At 41.4% G+C, this 14,075-nt stretch carries 12 protein-coding genes and 1 pseudogene; 12 read left to right on the plus strand and 1 reads right to left on the minus strand.

Features of this window, described 5'->3' with window-relative positions; all coding sequences use genetic code 11:
• The first annotated feature begins 73 nt into the window (after nucleotides 1–73).
• The 12 genes and pseudogenes from FO442_RS01590 (at nucleotide 74) to FO442_RS01645 (ending at nucleotide 12,623) form a co-directional block, all read left to right on the plus strand.
• Nucleotides 74–1,243, plus strand: coding sequence for a class I SAM-dependent rRNA methyltransferase (locus tag FO442_RS01590; RefSeq protein WP_144331381.1), 1,170 nt, complete (start codon nucleotides 74–76; stop codon nucleotides 1,241–1,243).
• Nucleotides 1,243–2,580 carry an MATE family efflux transporter gene (locus FO442_RS01595; protein ID WP_144331382.1) on the plus strand — a complete coding sequence of 446 codons (1,338 nt, stop codon included), beginning with the start codon at nucleotides 1,243–1,245 and terminating at the stop codon, nucleotides 2,578–2,580. The genes FO442_RS01590 and FO442_RS01595 overlap by 1 nt, the downstream gene beginning before the upstream one ends.
• Nucleotides 2,573–3,526: a methionyl-tRNA formyltransferase gene (gene fmt, locus FO442_RS01600; protein WP_144331383.1), complete on the plus strand. Its 954-nt coding sequence runs from the start codon at nucleotides 2,573–2,575 to the stop codon at nucleotides 3,524–3,526. The genes FO442_RS01595 and fmt overlap by 8 nt, the downstream gene beginning before the upstream one ends.
• Nucleotides 3,527–3,702: 176 nt before the next feature.
• A pseudogene (locus FO442_RS01605) lies at nucleotides 3,703–3,978 on the plus strand (HU family DNA-binding protein); the annotation flags it as partial.
• Between the two features lie 211 nt (nucleotides 3,979–4,189).
• Nucleotides 4,190–6,646, plus strand: a complete 2,457-nt coding sequence (locus tag FO442_RS01610; RefSeq protein ID WP_144331385.1) for an outer membrane beta-barrel family protein — start codon at nucleotides 4,190–4,192, stop codon at nucleotides 6,644–6,646.
• A 142-nt stretch (nucleotides 6,647–6,788) separates the two neighbouring features.
• Nucleotides 6,789–7,466 carry a TrmH family RNA methyltransferase gene (locus tag FO442_RS01615; protein WP_144331386.1) on the plus strand — a complete coding sequence of 226 codons (678 nt, stop codon included), beginning with the start codon at nucleotides 6,789–6,791 and terminating at the stop codon, nucleotides 7,464–7,466.
• Nucleotides 7,467–7,576: 110 nt separating this feature from the next.
• Complete coding sequence (locus tag FO442_RS01620) at nucleotides 7,577–7,822, plus strand: 30S ribosomal protein THX (RefSeq protein WP_144331387.1); 246 nt, start codon at nucleotides 7,577–7,579, stop codon at nucleotides 7,820–7,822.
• A 205-nt stretch (nucleotides 7,823–8,027) separates the two neighbouring features.
• The gene (serC, locus tag FO442_RS01625; RefSeq protein ID WP_144331388.1) at nucleotides 8,028–9,098 is read left to right on the plus strand and encodes a 3-phosphoserine/phosphohydroxythreonine transaminase; all 1,071 of its coding nucleotides are present in this window, start codon (nucleotides 8,028–8,030) and stop codon (nucleotides 9,096–9,098) included.
• Between the two features lie 51 nt (nucleotides 9,099–9,149).
• Nucleotides 9,150–10,115 carry a D-2-hydroxyacid dehydrogenase gene (locus tag FO442_RS01630; RefSeq protein ID WP_144331389.1) on the plus strand — a complete coding sequence of 322 codons (966 nt, stop codon included), beginning with the start codon at nucleotides 9,150–9,152 and terminating at the stop codon, nucleotides 10,113–10,115.
• Between the two features lie 14 nt (nucleotides 10,116–10,129).
• On the plus strand, nucleotides 10,130–11,365 hold the full coding sequence (locus FO442_RS01635) for a DUF1015 domain-containing protein (protein WP_144331390.1): 1,236 nt from the start codon (nucleotides 10,130–10,132) through the stop codon (nucleotides 11,363–11,365).
• Between the two features lie 2 nt (nucleotides 11,366–11,367).
• Nucleotides 11,368–12,030, plus strand: coding sequence for a YggS family pyridoxal phosphate-dependent enzyme (locus FO442_RS01640; RefSeq protein WP_144331391.1), 663 nt, complete (start codon nucleotides 11,368–11,370; stop codon nucleotides 12,028–12,030).
• Nucleotides 12,027–12,623, plus strand: coding sequence for a DUF1684 domain-containing protein (locus FO442_RS01645; protein ID WP_144331392.1), 597 nt, complete (start codon nucleotides 12,027–12,029; stop codon nucleotides 12,621–12,623). Before FO442_RS01640 ends, FO442_RS01645 begins: the two co-directional genes overlap by 4 nt.
• A gap of 55 nt (nucleotides 12,624–12,678) precedes the next feature.
• Here the strand turns inward: FO442_RS01645 and FO442_RS01650 are convergent, their stop codons facing one another.
• Nucleotides 12,679–14,064: a poly(ethylene terephthalate) hydrolase family protein gene (locus tag FO442_RS01650; protein WP_186279826.1), complete on the minus strand. Its 1,386-nt coding sequence runs from the start codon at nucleotides 14,062–14,064 to the stop codon at nucleotides 12,679–12,681.
• Between the last annotated feature and the right edge of the window lie 11 nt (nucleotides 14,065–14,075).

Raw genomic sequence — 14,075 nt, forward strand, 5'->3', positions numbered from 1 at the left:
ACCAAACATTTTCATTTTTGTATTCGTATCTCTCCCTTTTCAATTTAACTATCTTTGCACAAATTTTCGTGATATGTACTCCAGTGTTCAATTACTTCCTCACAAAACGCAATCCATGGAAAGAAGACATCCGTGGATTTTTTCCGGCGCGCTAAAAGAAATGCCGAAAACAATCGAAGACGGAGAAGTTGTAATCGTTCTGGATTCACGTAACAATGAAATTGCAAAAGGGCATTTCCAGCATGGATCAATCGCTGTAAGAATCCTGACTTTCAATCAGGAATTGATTGATCAGCAGTTTTTCAATAACCGCATTTCCAATGCGGTTGATTTGCGCAAAAAACTGCACTTGTTCAGAGAAGATAATTCGATTTGCAGATTGGTTCACGGAGAAGGTGATGAATTACCGGGACTCGTAATCGACTATTACGGCGGAGTAGCTGTAATTCAATGTCACAGTTTGGGAATGTATCTCCAGATCGACCTGATAAAGAATGCGTTGATTCATGCTTTGGGAAGCGATCTGAAAGCGATCTACAACAAATCAAAAGAGACGCTTCCAGGAAGAATCCCGGTGGAAGATGGTTACTTATATGGAACCTGTGAAACTCCGCATATCGCGTTGGAAAACGGGGTTAAATATCAATTGGATTGGATTACGGGACAAAAAACCGGGTTCTTTATTGATCAGCGTGAAAACCGGGCGTTGTTGGCAAAATATGCGGAAGGCGCTAAAATCCTGAATACATTCTGTTATTCCGGCGGATTCAGTTTGGCAGCCTTGAAACAGGGAGCCAAAGAAGTCCATTCGCTGGACAGTTCGAAAAAAGCAATCGAATTAACGGATGCGAATATTGAATTGAACGGATTTAAAAATCACCGGTCCATTGTTGCGGATGCCATGAATTTTATCCGTGAAACAGGAGAAGAATACGATATCATCATCTTGGACCCGCCGGCGTTTGCCAAACACCGCGATAAAAGACACCAGGCTGTTCAGGGATATAAACGATTGAATGCAATGGCGATTCAGCATATTCGTCCGGGAGGTTTATTAATGACTTACAGTTGTTCGCAGGTGGTTGATAAACAATTGTTTACCAATACCATTATTGCTGCAGCAATCGAATCCGGGAGAACCGTTAAGATTTTAGAACAATTACACCAACCGGCAGATCATCCGATTAATGCTTTTCATCCGGAAGGAGAATATTTAAAAGGGTTGCTTTTACAGATTATTTAATGCTGGATATCCGATACAAGAGTATTCTGACAGTTGCTCTCCCGATGATGCTCAGCGGATTCATTCAATCCGTTATTTCTATTACTGACGCAGCTTTTTTGAGCCGATTCAGTAAACTGGCTTACGATGCATCGGGAAGTGCCGGATTGTGGTACATTACCATGTATATGGTTTTTATCGGCCTTGGAGATGGTGCTCAAATTGCCATGGCTCAAAAAGTCGGTGAAAAAAATGCAAAAGGATTTGCCGCTGTTTTCCAGTCGAACTTCCTGATTCTTGTAATATCAGCGATTACATTGACCTTACTGGTCCAGCTTTGCATGCCTTCCTTAATGGCATACCTGGTCACCAATAATGAATTGGCAAGAGCCGAACAATCCTTTTTGGAGATTCGAAGTTATTCGTTTTGGGCTGCTACCATTACCATCAGTATTCAGGCGTCTTATTTGGCCGTTGGAAAAACAACACTTGTACTGATTACTTCCGTGATCGCCGCGGTGTCCAATATTATACTGGATTATGTCCTGGTATTTGGGATCGGACCTTTCCCGCGTTTGGGATTGGAGGGTGCCGCCATTGCTTCAACCGGTGCCGAATTTTTGGCGATGCTCTTTTTGCTCACTACTTTGATCGGTGGAAAACTAAAAAAGCACTACCCGGTTTGGAAAGAGAATTTCATCACCAAACGGCAGATGAACGAAAACCTCAAAATCGGAATCCCTCTATTATTCCAGGGAATCGTTGCGCTTTCCATATGGACGATCTTTTTTATTTGGATCGAACAAATGGGTGGCGATAATTTGACCGTGTCCTTAAATATCCGTTACGTTTATTTCCTGGCCTTTATTCCAATCTGGGGATTCGCTGCTGCAACAAAAACATACATAGCTCAATATTTCGGAGCAAAACAGTTTGAGCAAATCCCGGTTATTCAAAAAAGAATTCAGCTTCTAACTGTTTGCTTTTTGCTACTAACTTTTCATGGGTCTATATTTTATCCGGAAGCATTGATCCGTTTAGTTTCAGATCACCCGGAACACGTTGTCAAAAGTGCGCAAATTCTTCGGGTCGTCAGCGGCTCAATTTTAATCTATGGCTTGGGAAGTGTTTATTTGCAAACTATCAGCGGACTTGGAAAAACACGATTCACCTTTGCCGTAGAATGTCTGGCAACAAGCCTGTATATCATTTCTGCTTATCTTTTCATCAAAGTATGGAATTGGCCCATTCAATGGGTTTGGTTGGTGGAATACGTTTATTTCATTACGATGGGATTGAGCTCCTTTGCTTATTTAAAATGGATTAATCGAATAACGGATAAAATAGTATATGAATAATTTACGCATCGTTTTTATGGGGACTCCTCATTTTTCAGTTGGAATACTGGAAGCAATAAAATCTGCGGGGATGAACCTGGTCGGGATAGTAACCGTTGCTGATAAACCCGCGGGAAGAGGCCAGGTGATGCATGAAAGTCCGGTTAAACAATTTGCGCGTGAGAACCAGATTCCGGTGCTTCAACCTGTAAAATTGAAAGATCCTGAATTTTTAGCTGAACTTGAAGCATGGAAAGCAGATGTTTTTGTTGTTGTTGCCTTCCGGATGCTTCCTGTAGAAGTGTGGAAAATGCCAAAACACGGAACCTTCAATCTGCACGCATCCCTTCTGCCTGATTACCGCGGAGCTGCTCCGATCAACTGGTCCATTATAAACGGAGATACAAAAACAGGTGTCAGTACCTTCTTTATTGATGAAGCGATTGATACGGGGAATGTCATCGGTCAGATAGAAATGGCTATTTCCGAAAACGAAAGTGCAGGAGAACTGCACGACCGGATGATGGAAGTGGGTGGAAAATTGGTGGTGGATACATTGAATCGCATCGCAAACAATGAAGTGAAACCGATTCCTCAATCGGAATTAGGAATTGTCATGCGGTCTGCCCCGAAACTATTTAAGGAGAATACGCAAATTGACTGGCATGCTGAGCCGGAATCAATTCACAACCTGGTTCGCGGATTGAATCCATACCCTGCCGCATGGACAACCTGGAAAAACTCCAAAGGCGAATTAAAGAATGTCAAAGTTTTCAAAACCCTGGTCGCGGATAATAAAGGGGCGGGAACCATTCAGTTATCTTCAAACAAAACTCAATTATTTGTCGATACACATAAAAAGCAACTTGAAATCATCGAATTTCAGGTAGAAGGCAAGAAAAAAATGACTGCAAAAGAGTGGCTGGTGGGCAACAACTCCTCTGACTGGGTGATTATTTCGAACTAATTTTCATCGAACAAATGGACAAATTAGTCGCAAAACCCCTAAAAACAGGGGTGTTTATCAACAAATGCGTTTATTTATCAACAAAATCGGCGCTTTTTAGTGTTTGGCCTTGGTAGAGAAGCATATTCCTATATTTTTGTTGTGTTAATTATTAGAAATCATTCAAAAAAAACCAAACTATGAACAAAGCAGAATTAATTGATGCGATTGCTTCTGAAGCAGGATTATCTAAAGCTGATGCTAAAAAAGCATTGGATGCATTTGTAGGTGCTACAGCTGGAGCATTGAAAAAAGGAGACCGTATTTCTTTAGTAGGATTCGGTTCTTTCTCAGTTTCTAAGCGTGAGGCTAGAACTGGTCGTAACCCACAAACAGGAAAAGAAATCAAAATCGCAGCTAAGAACGTAGTACGTTTCAAAGCTGGTGCTGAGTTATCCGGAGCGGTTAACTAAGAACGATATTCTTTAGAGAAAAAATCCTTTCGTCAACCGACGGAGGGATTTTTTTTTACCCCAATACCTAAAAACCTTTTTGGTGACTTAAAGCCATGAATCCGTGCACCGTTCAACACGGATATAAAGACCTTTACACAAATTAGCAGTTTTTTACACGCGACTTTTCCGGAAATAGAACATCTTTGTGTACAGTTCTATTCAAAACCCAATGACCGATACACGATTTAACCGCGCAATTCTGTTTTTTTCTTTTTTCATTCTGCAGTTGTTCCAGAACATTTTCGCACAACAGGTAACTGTTTCAGGAAAAATAGCAGGAGCAGATCCCATGTCCCCTCCTATTGTAAGGCTGTGTAATTTCAAAGATTCCACCCTGGTGAAAGCTGCAATTAGTGATTCCTTGGGAAATTTTGAGATTGAACTTTCAAAAACAGGAACATTCCTGATTATCATTGACCAGATTGACTATCAAAAATTCGTGAGTCCCGGTTTCGAGATCGATTCCTCCTCTTCGCGCATTGAACTGCCTGAAATTTCGCTACATTCCCCGGTTACCAATCTGGACGATGTAGTTATTACCGTTAAGAAACCATTTATTGAGCGGAAAATTGACCGCGTGATCGTAAACCCGGATGCTTTAGTCGGAAGTACGGGAACCACCGTTCTTGAATTACTGGAGAAAGCCCCTGGAATAACAGTCGATTTTAACGGGAATATTTCTTTGAAAGGAAAATCAGGAGTTCAGGTTTTTATTGATAACAAACCCACTTACATGTCACAGGAAGATCTTGCCGGTTATCTGCGCTCCCTTCCCTCCAACTCAGTAGCTTCTATCGAGATTATGACCAATCCTCCTGCCCGTTACGATGCTTCCGGAAATGCCGGAATTATCAATATTGTTTTAAAAAAGCTGAAAGAAAAAGGTTTTAACGGAGGAATTACACTCAGTTATGGTCAAGGAAGGTATTTGCGTTCCAACAATTCGTTCAACTTCAATTACCGGGTAAATAAGATCAATCTGTTTTCAACACTTGGCTGGAGCCAAAACAACTCGTATCAGGACCTGGATATTAACCGCTATTACTTCACACCCGACAATCAACCGACTTCCTCATTTTTACAAAATTCTTACATCAAAAGAGAACATGGGGGAAGATCAGCTAAAATTGGAATGGATTGGTATATGAGTCAAAAATCAACCTTTGGAGTAGTTTTTTCAGGTTTCTACAATCCATCTTACACTACACATGACAATACAGCACGTATTTTGGCTGCCGACAATTCGGTTTCAGCTTTGGTTTCGGCTTACAGCACATCCAGCAATTTGTGGTACAATGGAAGTGCAAATATGAATTACACTCTCAAGATCGATAGCTTGGGAAAAGAACTGTCTGTCAATGCAGATTATATCCGGTATGCGTCCGACCACGAACAAACACTGGATAACAAAGTCAAGTCGACAGACGGAACGCAGATCAGTGCGTTGAATCTTTCATCGTCACTTCCAGTTGATATGGATATCAAAACTGCCAAAATCGATTATATAAATCCGTTAAAAAAAAATAACAGACTGGAGTTCGGAATAAAAACAGCCTGGGTGAGCACAGACAATACCGCCGACTTTTACGATGTTGTCAACAATACAAAAACACCCAACTATACCTTTTCAAACCGGTTCCTATACAAAGAAAAGAACCATGCAGCTTATGCCAATTACGCTCAGGAATGGGGAAAATTCGGAATGCAATTGGGTTTACGATTCGAAAGTATCCAAATGCAGGGACATCAATTGGGAAATCCGATGGTGAGTGACTCCAGCTTTACGCGCATGTACAACAGTTTGTTCCCGACTGCTTATTTTTCTTACACTCCCGACAGTTTAAAAAAACACCAATTCAACCTATCCTTCGGCCGAAGGATCGATTATCCGAATTACCAGGATATGAATCCCTTTACCTACCCGATGGATGCATATACCTATTACGCAGGAAATCCTTACCTAAAACCGACATTCTCTTATAATTTCGACATCACTTATTCGTATAAAAACATCGTTTCAGTGACCGTTGACTACAGTTTGGTGCACAACCTGATCAATGAGACCAATGAACAGGTTAACAACATTTATTACAGCAGACCCGGAAATTATGGAAACCAAACAGCTTACGGGATCAGCGCCAGCGGTGAATTCAACCTGACGGCATGGTGGAATGTTCAATACTATTCCGAATGCAAGAATATTGGATACAATACAACAATTTACAATCAGCCCCTGGTCGAGAGTCGCTGGTATTGGTATATTGGTCCTGCTTTCCGTTTTACCATTACACCGAAATTCTCTGCAGATCTTGCAGGATCATATCAGACCCGGATTCTATCCGGCCAGTTCCTGACCATCCCGGTCGGTTCGATCCGGGTTGGTTTTGCTTACAAAATTCTCAAAGAACAAGGTTCCGTTAAGTTAAATCTTTCAGATGTTTTTCACACTACTCAGCCTGGTGGCGATATCCGGAACATTGCCAATTCAAAAGCGAATTGGTTAAGCAAACTGGATACGCGGGTTTTGACTATTAGCTTTTCATATCGATTCAGCAAGGGGAAAGCATTGAATGCACGTCAATCAGGCGCCTCCGATTCAGAAAAGCAACGTGTAAACGCCAATTAATGAAGCCTGGTATTTTGTCATAGCGTGAAAAAATCCGGGTATGAATCAAACAGTTCATCGGTATATACCGATATTCCGATATTGCTATTTAGGTATATTCCTAAATTCCATTCATTTCTCCAATAATCACTAGCTTTGCCCCATGAAAAACGAATTGCTTCAGGCATTTTACGAACTGATCCCGGAAGTCAAAGGACAATTGTTCGAAGAAATAGCTTCTAAACGCACGCGCTATTTAACCGTTCTGCTGGAAGAAATTTTCCAGGAACACAATGCCAGTGCTGTATTAAGAAGTTGTGATTGTTTCGGTATCCAGGAATTGCACGTGGTTGAAAGCAAAAATCAGTACAAAGTACAGCGGGATATCGCACGTGGTGCAGGAAGATGGGTCGATTTATTCAATTACAACGAGGGCCCCGCTCCGTTACTGGATGCTGTTTCGAAATTAAAATCACAAGGATATAAGATCGCTGCTCTGACACCGGATGCCGAGCTTTCCATTTTCGACTTGCCTTTGGATCAGCCTGTTGCACTTTCTTTTGGAACCGAATGGGAAGGGATTTCGGATGAAATCCGGGAAATTGCAGATTATAAAGTTGCCATTCCCATGGTGGGATTTACGGAAAGCTTCAATGTTTCTGTTTCTGTAGCTCTCACTCTGCAAGCTTTAAGACAGCGCTTAATTGAATCGGGTATTGACTGGGAACTGAGTAAAGAAGACCAAACCGATATCAAACTGAAATGGTGTCAGCGTTACATGCGAAACGGCGATGTGGTCAGAAAAGAGTTGGAAAAAAGGTTGCAAAGTTCAAATGGTTGAAATTCCAAGAGCTACTTTCTTTTGAACATTTTGAACTTTTTTTACTTCCTAACTCAAAGAGAACGTTATATTTGTATGACTTTTCGAACTAAAAAAACAGAAAAACTATTATGGGAAAAGGTGATATCAAGACGGCAAAAGGAAAACGTACCAACGGATCCTATGGTAATACCCGTAAAAGAAAAAAAGCAACTGCAACTGTAAAACCTGCTGCGAAGAAAGAAGTAAGCGCGGAAAAGAAAGTAGCTGCTAAAAAACCGGCGGTTAAAAAAGAGGCCGCAGCTAAACCGGCAGCAGAGAAAAAAACTGCAGCGAAAAAACCAGCTGCTAAACCAGCGAAAAAAACTGAAGAATAATCGAATGAATAATCCTTCAACATAATGTAAAGCTCTGCCGATTGGCGGGGCTTTTTTTGTGAATATTTTAATTGAAAACACTTCTCTTTTCGTTCAAAAATCTCGAAATTTGTGTACTTCCAAATAAGAGAAAGCACAGCTTCGATAAATCAGCTCACAAGCTGACAATGAAGAGTTGACAAAATAATGATACAAAAACGGACAAATGAAAAAACACAACTTTGGCGCAGGACCATGTATTCTTCCGCAAGACGTATTTAAAAAAGCCGCAGATGCTGTATTGGATTTCAACGGGTTATCTATCCTTGAAGTTTCACATAGAAGCAAAGACTATGAAGCTGTCATGCATGAAGCGCGTGAATTAGTAAAAAAAGCTTTGAACATTTCAGACGATTACGAGGTGCTTTATCTTCAGGGAGGAGCTACACTCGGATTTACGATTACAGCTTTAAACATGATGCGTTCAACCAAGAAAGCCGGGTACATCAATACAGGAACATGGGCATCCGGTGCGATCAAAGAGGCAAAGAAAGCTGGAATTGAGGTCAATGTATTTGCTTCCTCGGAAGACAAAAATTTCAGTTATATTCCTAAAAACCTGAGTGTTCCTACCGATGTGGATTACATTCATTTCACTTCCAACAATACCATCTTCGGGACACAGTTCAAAGAATTCCCGAAAACAGATTTACCTTTGGTTTGCGATATGTCTTCAGATATTTTTTCCAAAGAGATCAATGTTTCCGATTTTGACCTGATCTATGCAGGTGCTCAGAAGAACTTAGGGCCCGCAGGAGCTACTTTATATATTGTAAAGAAAGATGTGCTTGGAAAATCCACTTCGCCATTCATGCCGAGTTATTTGGATTTGAAACAACATGCCGATAAGGATTCCATGTACAATACACCTCCGGTATTTTCCGTATACGTAGCGATGTTGAACCTGCAGGATTTGATGGCAAACGGCGGAGTTGAAAAAATGGCTTCGAAAAACCAGGCAAAAGCAAAACTGATCTATTCTGAAATTGATTCCAATCCCTTATTCAAAGGAACAGCAGCTGTAGAAGACCGTTCTGAAATGAATGTCAATTTCCTGTTAACCAACGATGCATTGAAAGATGAATTTGACGCAACCTGGAAAGCGGCAGGAATTGTTGGACTGAATGGGCACCGAAGTGTGGGCGGATACCGTGCTTCCATGTATAACGCTTTGGAATTGGAAAGTGTTCAGGTATTGGTCGATGTGATGAAAGAGTTCTCTAAAAAACATGGATAATTTAAAGTAAAACCGACTCGTAGAGTTTTAGGTCAAAACGAAATAAAAATTATGAAAATATTAGCAAACGACGGAATCTCAAACGAAGGAAAAGTTGTCTTGGAAAAAGCAGGTTATACGGTTATTACGGATAAAGTAAATCAGGATGATCTGATTTCTTACGTAAATGCAAACAACATTGAGATCATTTTAGTCAGAAGCGCAACAACCATTAGGAAAAACGTAATTGACGCTTGTCCGGGACTAAAATTACTTGGACGGGGTGGTGTCGGAATGGACAATATTGATGTTGCTTATGCGCGTGAAAAAGGATTGACGGTGATCAATACTCCGGCCTCCTCTTCCCAATCGGTTGCAGAACTGGTGATGGGACATTTATTTGCCGGAGCACGTTTCTTACATGATTCGTTCAAGCAGATGGAAACAGGTGATTTTTCTGCGTTGAAAAAGAAATACGGAAAAGGAATTGAGTTAAGAGGCAAAACACTTGCTATTGTTGGCTTCGGACGTATCGGGCAATCCCTGGCAAGTTATGCATTGGGTTGTGGGATGAAGGTAATTGCGGTAAACAATCATGAGATCAATACCGAAATCCCGTTGGAAATCCAGGGGCTTGGAACAGTTAAAGTTCCGGTAAAATCAACCAACAATTTAACCGGGGCTCTAAAGGAAGCCGATTTCATTTCTCTTCATGTTCCAAAACAGGCAGATGGTTCCGCTGTAATCAAAAAGACCGAATTCGACTTGATGAAAAAAGGAGTGGTATTGGTGAACGCTGCACGGGGCGGAGTTGTTAATGAATCGGATTTACTCGAAGCAGTTGCGGAAGGAAAAGTGGCTTATGCAGGATTGGACGTGTTTGAAAATGAACCGAATCCGAGAGCAGACTTATTGAATAATGAAAAAATCGGGACTACACCACATATCGGAGCAGCAACAAATGAAGCGCAAGATCGTATCGGTTTGGAATTAGCTGATCTGATTGTTAAACAATTTGGAGTTCAGGTTCCTGCTTAAGTGATTTAAATTAAATGTCTGTCATTCATCCATTTAAGGCAATTCGTCCAACCAGGGACAAAGCTCAATTGGTTTCCACAAGACCTTTGGCTGCTTACCGCAAGCATATTCTGCGCGCAAAACTGGATGAAAACCCGTATACCTTCTTGCACATTATTCACCCGGAAGGCGACAAAGAACACCAGTCAAAAGCAAATTCTGTGGAGCGTTTTGAAGCAGTGAAGGAGCGGTACGATTCATTTATTGATCAGGGAATATTGATCCAGGATCCCGAAGCGTCGTTTTACATTTACAGACAAACCAAAGGAAATCACCAGTTTACGGGAGTAATTGCCGGAGTCAGTGTGGAAGAATACAAAAATGATCTGATCAAAAAACACGAAGCTACAATCACTTCCCGTGAATCCATGTTTACCAATTACCTGAACATTACAGGATTTAATGCAGAACCGGTTTTGCTGGCACACAAACACCTGCCGGAATTGGATAAATACCTGGATAAAGTAACAAAGGTAAGACCGGAATACGAATTTTCGACAACCGATAAGATCAAACATGAATTATGGGTTATCAATGCCCAAAAGGATCCGAAATTAATTGCGATTTACGACTCGCTAAATGAGCTGTATATTGCTGATGGACATCACCGTTCGGCCTCCTCTGCCCGCTTAAAGGACACCATTATCAAAAACAAACAGGCATCTTTTCCGAACCATGATTTCTTCCTGGCTTACCTGATTGATGAACAAAAATTGGAAATCCTGGAATTTCAGCGGTTGGTCAAAACACTGAACGGGCTTTCGAACAAAGACTTCCTGAAAGCCTGCGAAGCGCATTTCAATATTGAAGAACTGAAGAAAGCACGCAGACCGCTCGAACGACACGAGATCATTTGTTTACTTGGAAAAGAAGCTTATTCGTTCAAGGCGAAGGAAAGTATTACAGCAGTGAAAGATGTGGTAAAGCAATTGGATGCCCAAATTCTCACGGATTACATCCTGAATCCGATCTTGGGTATTGAAGACCTCAAAACGAGCAAGGAAATTGATTTCGTTCCCGGAACAAGGGAATTGAAAAAAGTCGTGGACCTGGTTAAAAAAGAAGATTTTAAAGTTGGATTTCTTTTGTACCCGGCATCCATTGATGAAGTGAAGGAAGTGGCCGATCAGGGAGGAATCATGCCTCCGAAATCGACCTGGGTTGAACCTAAAATGCGCAGCGGATTAACAATCTACAATATCAACGAATAAATATGTCTTTAGCAGATAGAATTCATTTATTGAAAAAGGAAATTCCTCAAGATGTCGTACTGGTGGCTGTTTCAAAAACAAAACCGGCTGCCCTCATACAGGAAGCGTACGATGCAGGACAACGGGTGTTTGGAGAAAATAAGGTACAGGAACTGGTGGATAAATGGGAAGTGCTTCCAAAAGATATCGCATGGCATTTGATCGGGCATTTACAAAGCAACAAAGTGAAATACATCGCTCCGTTCGTTTCCCTGATCCATTCGGTCGACAGTTTTAAACTGTTACAGGAAATCAACAAACAAGGAGAAAAGAACAACCGGGTAATCCCGTGCCTGCTTCAATTCCACATTGCGCAGGAAGAAACCAAATTCGGACTGTCATTTGAAGAAGCAGAGGAAATTCTTCAAAGCCGTGAGTTTGTGGAAATGCATCATATTTCGATTGTCGGATTGATGGGAATGGCCAGTTTTGTGGAAAATGAAGAACAAATCCGCGATGAATTCCGGAACCTGCACAATTATTTCGCAATCCTGAAAAGCAATTATTTTAAATACAACCCGGACTTCAAAGTACTTTCCATGGGAATGAGTGGCGATTACAAGCTGGCTATCGAAGAGGGAAGCACTATGATCCGTGTTGGAAGTTCATTATTTGGAAGCCGATGAAAAAAATACTGCTCATTTTAAGCACCTTTTGCGCTATTGGAGCCTCGTTTTGTCAGGATACTTATTCCGACAGCCTTACGCGAGAACGTAAAAAGTTTGAGAACCGATTCCTGCTACAAATACTGAACCAAGAAGAACTGGAAAAGCATCCCGAGATATGTTTCTTTCCCGTCGATACATCTTTCATTATAGAAGCCGACTTTGTAAAAGAAGTTGGTCCCGCTTTCGTAATGCCTATGACGAAGGAACGAACAGTTTATTACCGGAAAATGGGAACGCTTTCCTTCAAAATAAACGACACATTGTGTACCCTGAATGTTTATCAGAATCTGGATTTAGCGGGAAAAAAGAAATATAAAAATTATTATTTCGTTCCATTCAAAGATGCTACAACGGGAAGCTCAACCTATGGTGCAGGAAAATATCTGGACTGTTATTTCAGCAAAGAAGCCAAAAAGGTAAAACTGGATTTCAATACATCTTATCATCCGTTTTGCGCTTATTCGGACCGCTACTCCTGCCCCATCGTTCCGGCAGAAAACCGCATTCCGGTTGCAATTACTGCGGGTGAATGTTACTTCTCCCACGATTAGATCATCCGCAAGGAAGTTTATTTAAAAACGGATCCGCCGAAGCAGATCCGCTATCCTACTTTCTAATGAGCCGGCGAAGTTGACTTGAATGCGTTGATCGCAAAAAATACGTTCCACTTTCCAATTCCTCCAGCGAAACCTCTGACTTCAACTGAACTTCAAACTGCAGAATCTTTCTCCCTTCAATATCCGTTAATTCAAACGGCTTGCTATCCGAAGTATTGGTTTGAATTGTAACAACTCCTTTCGTTGGATTCGGATAAACTGAAAACATCCATTCAACCGGTTCATCCAATCCATTTGTACCATTTGTCACAACTTCTTGACTTGCACTTCCATAACAACCCGAGAGATCTGAAACGTGAACTTCAGACGTCCCATTACCATATTGCTGTGTATTAATGGTTTGACTGCTTTCTCCTATCAATTCCGTTCCGTTCAAAAACCAGGAAATCGTTAAAGAAGTAGAAGGAATACTTAGAACAGATCCGTTTTGTGTAATCAACGGATTTACAGGTAATGAATACGTGCAAACAGACAAAGATTGAATCCGCGTATCTGTATCACGTTGTGTTGTAAAAACAGGCCAGCTTGGACAATCCTTCATCAGATAAAACTTCAGGTATGGATCCAATGCATCAAATGTAATGTCATGCTGAACAGCGCGTGTTATGGTAATATTTCCACCCGAAGTAGATTCACCGAAATCGCAAGTCGTACTGGAATTAGCGAAATAACAATGTCCGCCGCCAATGATTGAGATGAAGTGTTTACAGGTATTTACAATACTGTCGTACATCGGTTTGTGATTCGTTGCAGGGGCTGTTACCGCATCTTCCGTTCCTGAGAAAATCAGTGTCGGGATAGAAATATTCGAACTGACATCAATTGCAGAAGGATTCGTTTCAGCTGGTGCCAAACCAACCAACACGTCAAAATTCGCCGTGTTTTGAGCTGCTGCCAGGAAAGAAGAACCTCCACCCATGGAATGACCCATGACCGCTTTCCTTCCATTCCAAGCCTGGAAAAAGAACGAAGAAGCATCCATACTGAAGGCCGCCATTTTGGTCCCCACAAGGGATAAATCCAGGGAGAAATCCTGGTGAACCGGTGAAAGACTGCCTTCGGTTCTTGGGAAAACCAGTACATACCCCAACGGAACATAATGATCAATAAAGTTCTGGTACGAATCCCAAGCCATCACAAATCCATGTCCGAAGACAATATACGGAAATTGTCCGCTGGATATCGCCACATCATTTCCAGCAGTTGCTGCCGGGTAATACACTTCGCTTTGTATTTGTCTCCCGGCTCCTCCGCCGGAGCCAAACCCTCCGCTTCGGGAAGGATCATTGAAAGTAATCGTTCGATGTCCGACCTGATATTGAGAAAACCCTTCAACAGATAGAAACAACGAAAGTAGTAGTAATGCAGTTTTCATTTGTTTTATTT

Origin of the sequence: Fluviicola chungangensis (assembly GCF_007558725.1) — a bacterium.
Taxonomy (GTDB): Bacteria; Bacteroidota; Bacteroidia; order Flavobacteriales_D; family Crocinitomicaceae; genus Fluviicola; species Fluviicola chungangensis.

Excerpts from the sequence above, each read along its gene's own strand:
- FO442_RS01590 (WP_144331381.1), top strand. The coding sequence starts at position 74 with ATGTACTCCAGTGTTCAATTACTTCCTCACAAAACGCAATCCATGGAA.
- FO442_RS01595 (WP_144331382.1), top strand. The coding sequence starts at position 1,243 with ATGCTGGATATCCGATACAAGAGTATTCTGACAGTTGCTCTCCCGATG.
- fmt (WP_144331383.1), top strand. The coding sequence starts at position 2,573 with ATGAATAATTTACGCATCGTTTTTATGGGGACTCCTCATTTTTCAGTT.
- FO442_RS01610 (WP_144331385.1), top strand. The coding sequence starts at position 4,190 with ATGACCGATACACGATTTAACCGCGCAATTCTGTTTTTTTCTTTTTTC.
- FO442_RS01615 (WP_144331386.1), top strand. The coding sequence starts at position 6,789 with ATGAAAAACGAATTGCTTCAGGCATTTTACGAACTGATCCCGGAAGTC.
- FO442_RS01620 (WP_144331387.1), top strand. The coding sequence starts at position 7,577 with ATGGGAAAAGGTGATATCAAGACGGCAAAAGGAAAACGTACCAACGGA.
- serC (WP_144331388.1), top strand. The coding sequence starts at position 8,028 with ATGAAAAAACACAACTTTGGCGCAGGACCATGTATTCTTCCGCAAGAC.
- FO442_RS01630 (WP_144331389.1), top strand. The coding sequence starts at position 9,150 with ATGAAAATATTAGCAAACGACGGAATCTCAAACGAAGGAAAAGTTGTC.
- FO442_RS01635 (WP_144331390.1), top strand. The coding sequence starts at position 10,130 with ATGTCTGTCATTCATCCATTTAAGGCAATTCGTCCAACCAGGGACAAA.
- FO442_RS01640 (WP_144331391.1), top strand. The coding sequence starts at position 11,368 with ATGTCTTTAGCAGATAGAATTCATTTATTGAAAAAGGAAATTCCTCAA.
- FO442_RS01645 (WP_144331392.1), top strand. The coding sequence starts at position 12,027 with ATGAAAAAAATACTGCTCATTTTAAGCACCTTTTGCGCTATTGGAGCC.
- FO442_RS01650 (WP_186279826.1), bottom strand. The coding sequence starts at position 14,064 with ATGAAAACTGCATTACTACTACTTTCGTTGTTTCTATCTGTTGAAGGG.